1 protein-coding gene is annotated in these 1,339 nt (G+C 53.4%); it reads left to right on the top strand.

Annotation, left to right across the window (positions count from 1 at the left end):
- Nucleotides 1-463 precede the first annotated feature (463 nt).
- Complete coding sequence (locus tag RE6C_RS24075) at nucleotides 464-1,183, top strand: hypothetical protein (RefSeq protein WP_008660806.1); 720 nt, start codon at nucleotides 464-466, stop codon at nucleotides 1,181-1,183.
- Nucleotides 1,184-1,339: the final 156 nt, after the last annotated feature.

Below are 1,339 nucleotides of genomic sequence, written 5' to 3' on the forward strand. Positions count from 1 at the left end.
GAGCATGGGATAGGGCGCGCACTACCCTCCCCGGAATTCTCGCTGAACGCTCGCATTCCGACCCTCCCCAACTGCGTTCAGGAGGGTGATTTCAACCTTGCGAGCACGGCACCTCAAAACTGCACGACCTCTAGCAGCCTGTTGATTTAGTCGTATACCGAGTGACAACAATTAGCCGATGGGCGTTAGCCCCGGTTGGCGTCTGACTAACCGCCGCTAACGCGGTGCGGCTCATTAAATCAACAGCCCGCTAGTGTCCGAAGGATGCCCTCTGAGCTTTGTAGTTTGCGTTTGTAAAAACGTGGCGATTGTGCGGGTTGGATCGATTGTTGAAATCGGCTCTTTGCAACCGCCGCAGAATTTAGTGCGACGGTGTCGGGCTGGAGCGGTCGAGTTGTGGAGGATGACCTAGGTTTGAAAGTCGTCTCTGTACCGATTTTCTCCAGTCAACTTGGTTATTCCCATGGGCATGAACTCCATCGATCCCGCCATGGACCTCAGTTCATTACCAGTCGTCCCAGTTTTCGTGATGATGGCTGCGCTTTGTTTGATCATCGTTGTGGTCTATGGCTTTTCGATGAAGTGGAGCCTTTCCTTAGCGGGTTGTGGTGAGCACAGTTTCGCGTGGTCGTTTTTTGTCTCGATCGCTGCGGGCATGGCGAGTGGGGTGGTTTCTGTCGTCTGCGTCTTTGCCGCTGATTCGATCCCGCCGTACTTGCCCTTCATCCTGATGCTAATCGCTTCGATTCTGACGGTCTCCGTCATGACGCAAAGTGGCCCCATCTCAGCGAGCGTCGCCTACTTCGCATTCATGGTGATCGGAGGATTTGGAATGGTTCTCAGCGTCGTTGTGCTCGCGGTCGTATCCACATCATTCATCGACATGGACGAGTTCGCGAAAATGGCTCAGTCGATGGATCCTGAAATGCTGCAGAACACAGAGACGACCAGCGGAGAGGAAGATATGTGGGCCAACATGCCCTCCCAGTTCGACAATGCATTCTTCGAAAGTGAAGAAGCGGTCAGCGAGGTCAGTGCTTCGAGTCAAGCAAGTCTTGATAAAGACGAAAGTGGATCGCCTGAGCCGTACCATAGTGAGCGAATCGATTCCGGATCTCACGATCCACACACTCCACGGAAATCAAACCCGAACTCCGTCCAGGTCAATCCGTTCGTTCAATAGAAGACGCCAATATAAGTGTTGGCCTTCTTTCAACAAAACGATCCGTGCGCGCTTCGCACAACGGCGTCCACATTGCTTTCCCCGTTGATTGCCAAACCGTCGATTGCCATGTCGCGTGTGGAAGGAGAGTTAGCTGAACAAGGCGTCGATCGGTCG

Origin of the sequence: Rhodopirellula europaea 6C (genome assembly GCF_000338295.1) — a bacterium.
GTDB classification, from domain to species: Bacteria; Planctomycetota; Planctomycetia; order Pirellulales; family Pirellulaceae; genus Rhodopirellula; species Rhodopirellula europaea.

What these genes read in the sequence shown, in the direction of transcription:
- RE6C_RS24075 (WP_008660806.1), top strand. Translation starts at nt 464, where the DNA reads ATGGGCATGAACTCCATCGATCCCGCCATGGACCTCAGTTCATTACCA.